Here is a 3,283-nt window from a genome sequence, read left to right as displayed (position 1 = left end):
GAAAAAACAGCGTCGGCGAACTTTTCGCTGTTTCGTATCGCTTTTGCGGTTTTCCTGACCTACATGACGGTCGGTCTGCCTTTACCCGTCATTCCTCTGTTTGTGCACCACGAGCTGGGCTATGGCAATACCATGGTCGGTATCGCCGTAGGCGTACAGTTTCTGGCAACGGTCTTAACGCGTGGTTATGCCGGGCGCTTAGCCGATCAATATGGCGCTAAACGTTCGGCGCTACAGGGGATGTTTGCCTGTGGGCTGGCGGGCGCGGCGTGGCTTTTAGCCGCGCTATTACCTGTCTCTGTCCCGGTGAAATTTGCGTTGTTGATTGTCGGACGTCTGATCCTCGGCTTTGGCGAAAGCCAACTGCTCACCGGAACGCTGACCTGGGGACTAGGGCTGGTTGGCCCAACGCGTTCCGGTAAGGTGATGTCGTGGAACGGGATGGCGATTTACGGTGCGCTGGCTGCCGGTGCGCCGTTGGGCTTGCTGATCCATAGCCACTTCGGCTTCGCGGCGCTGGCGGGAACCACGATGGTATTACCGCTGCTGGCCTGGGCATTCAACGGCACCGTTCGTAAAGTGCCTGCGCATGCCGGGGAGCGGCCTTCACTGTGGAGCGTGGTCGGGCTTATCTGGAAACCGGGCCTGGGTCTGGCATTGCAGGGCGTGGGTTTTGCCGTCATCGGTACGTTTATTTCGCTTTATTTTGTCAGCAATGGCTGGACGATGGCGGGATTCACCCTGACCGCGTTTGGCGGGGCATTTGTGCTGATGCGCATTCTGTTTGGCTGGATGCCGGACCGGTTCGGCGGCGTGCAGGTCGCCGTTGTTTCATTGCTGGTTGAAACTGCGGGTCTGATCCTGCTGTGGCAGGCTCCCTCTGCCTGGGTTGCTCTGCTCGGGGCGGCATTAACCGGGGCCGGATGTTCGCTTATCTTCCCGGCATTGGGCGTTGAGGTTGTGAAGCGAGTGCCCGCGCAGGTTCGCGGTACGGCGCTGGGCGGTTACGCCGCATTTCAGGATATCTCCTACGGCGTAAGCGGCCCTGTCGCCGGGGTGCTGGCCACCGCGTACGGCTATCCCTCGGTATTCCTTGCCGGGGCGATATCCGCCGTGGTGGGAATTGTTGTGACGTTGCTGACTTTGCGAAAAGGCTAAGCGACCAGCCAGAAAATGGCTAACGCAATCATCAAGGCAATAAATATCAGTCCCGGTCGTGTCGACAGTGATTTAACCGTTTCAATCATCGGCGCGAACGGGCTGTAAATGGGCTGAGGATGGCGCGGATCGTTTAATTCCTGCTCTCGGTCACGTTCCACGCGGCGCAGGAAGATTTGGTTCAGCAAGTCCAGCACCTGAACCGTGGTCAGAATCGATTGTGGCTGGATCTGATACGTCTGCTGCGCGTACTCTTTGATTGCCGTCAGCTCATTCGGCTCTAACGGCAACTTCAGCGCCGCCTGCAGCGTTTGTAAGGTCGGGGCAGTTTGCAGACTGAGCGTCTGGCGCGCCTGCAGCCAGGTGACCAGATGCGAAAATTGTTTGGCGGGGATTAACTCTCCGCTTTTTACCCCAGACAGCTCCAGCATAGACTGCCAGATCATCTTACCGGATTCGCCTGTGGCCGCCGCCAGTTTGGTCACCAACTGGTTCAGCGTATTGTGCTCTGCGGGGAGTAACGGACGATCGGTAGCCGGACGCTGCTGCGGCTGCGGAATCGAAAGCTGACCTTGTTGTAACAGGGTCAGCACGTTCTTCAATTGCTCAGGCGTGAGTTGGCTAAGCGCCGTCTGCCCGTACTGCTGGCGGATAAAATCACTCACCGCCTGACGGTTATTTCCCTGACTCAATAGCTCCGTGAGCTGCGACAGCACCTGACGATTAGCATGGTTCTGTTGTGCGACTTCCAGCCGCTGGTTCAAATTTTGTTCGGCGGCGGGAAAGTGACGTGACTGCAACGGTGTATCACTTTTGACGCCCAGATCGTGTTTCATTCCGGCCCACACCTCAGCGCTTTGCTGCTGAGTGAGCGAAATCAAACGGGTAATCAGTCGTTCCAGCACGGTACGTTGTATCGTGGATAACGGTTGCTCACCTGCAACGGAGGGGGCATTTTGACCTTCGCCGGGAGGGCGAGCGGGCGTACCTGAAATGGGCTGCATCGTCTCTGTTCCTTAAATCTGTGCTGACCAGGTCTCGCAGTATGCCTGGCGGCGAGATTATGGCACACTTGCCCGGTTAACTCTCGTTCTCAAACAGGTGCGAAAGACGTGAAAATCCTCGTTGATGAAAATATGCCCTATGCCCGCGAACTGTTCAGTCGTTTGGGGGAGGTCAAAGCGGTTCCTGGTCGTCCGATTCCCGTTGCCGAACTGGATGATGCGGATGCCTTAATGGTGCGCTCGGTGACGAAAGTCAATGAATCACTGCTCAGCGGAAAACCGGTTAAATTTGTCGGTACGGCAACCGCAGGCACGGACCATGTGGATGAAGCCTGGCTTGCGCAGTCGGGAATCGGTTTTTCCGCAGCGCCCGGATGTAATGCGATTGCGGTCGTAGAATATGTTTTTTCAGCGTTGCTGATGCTGGCGGAGCGCGACGGTTTTGCGTTACGCGATCGTACCGTGGGCATCGTCGGTGTTGGAAACGTGGGCGGACGTTTGCAGGCGCGACTGGAAGCGCTGGGGATCCGTACCTTGCTGTGCGATCCGCCGCGGGCCGATCGCGGTGACGAGGGCGATTTCCGCTCGCTGGACGAACTGGTACAGCAGGCCGATGTGCTGACTTTCCATACGCCGTTATTTAAAGACGGCCCGTACAAAACGCTGCACCTGGCGGATGACGCGCTGATGAGTCGGCTGAAGCCGGGCACCATTCTGATCAACGCCTGCCGGGGGCCGGTTATCGACAATACGGCATTACTGAATCGGCTTAACGCCGGGCAGGCGCTGAGCGTGGTGTTGGATGTCTGGGAAGGCGAGCCGGATCTCAATGTGGCGTTGCTGGAGAAAGCCGATATCGGCACGGCGCACATTGCCGGGTATACCCTGGAAGGAAAAGCGCGTGGGACCACGCAGGTCTTTGAGGCCTATAGTAAGTTTATTGGTCGCGAACAGCACGTTGCGCTGAACACCCTGTTACCTGCGCCGGAATTTGGGCGTATCACGTTGCATGGCCCGTTAGATCAGCCAACGCTGAAAAGGCTGGCGCATTTAGTGTATGATGTGCGCCGCGATGATGCGCCGCTGCGTAAAGTCGCTGGAATTCCGGGTGAGTTTGATAA

3 protein-coding genes are annotated in these 3,283 nt (G+C 57.4%); 2 read left to right on the top strand and 1 reads right to left on the bottom strand.

Annotated elements, in window-relative coordinates; genetic code table 11:
• The coding region (locus KQJ18_RS22795) for an MFS transporter (protein ID WP_216422822.1) at window positions 1–1,158 on the top strand (1,158 nt) is incomplete at its 5' end.
• Here KQJ18_RS22795 and flk read toward each other — a convergent pair.
• Complete coding sequence (gene flk / locus KQJ18_RS22790; RefSeq protein ID WP_069323375.1) at window positions 1,155–2,162, bottom strand: flagella biosynthesis regulator Flk; 1,008 nt, start codon at window positions 2,160–2,162, stop codon at window positions 1,155–1,157. The genes KQJ18_RS22795 and flk overlap by 4 nt on opposite strands.
• A 108-nt stretch (window positions 2,163–2,270) precedes the next feature.
• On the opposite strand from flk, the gene pdxB reads away from it, so the two are divergent.
• A partial coding sequence (pdxB, locus tag KQJ18_RS22785) for a 4-phosphoerythronate dehydrogenase PdxB (protein WP_216422821.1) occupies window positions 2,271–3,283 on the top strand: 1,013 nt, incomplete at its 3' end.

Origin of the sequence: Citrobacter sp. S55_ASV_140 (assembly GCF_018919505.1) — a bacterium.
Taxonomy (GTDB): Bacteria; Pseudomonadota; Gammaproteobacteria; order Enterobacterales; family Enterobacteriaceae; genus Citrobacter; species Citrobacter werkmanii.
This window is presented reverse-complemented; position numbering and strand designations above follow the sequence as displayed.

Coding starts and splice junctions, on each gene's coding strand:
- flk (WP_069323375.1), bottom strand. CDS start 2,162: ATGCAGCCCATTTCAGGTACGCCCGCTCGCCCTCCCGGCGAAGGTCAA.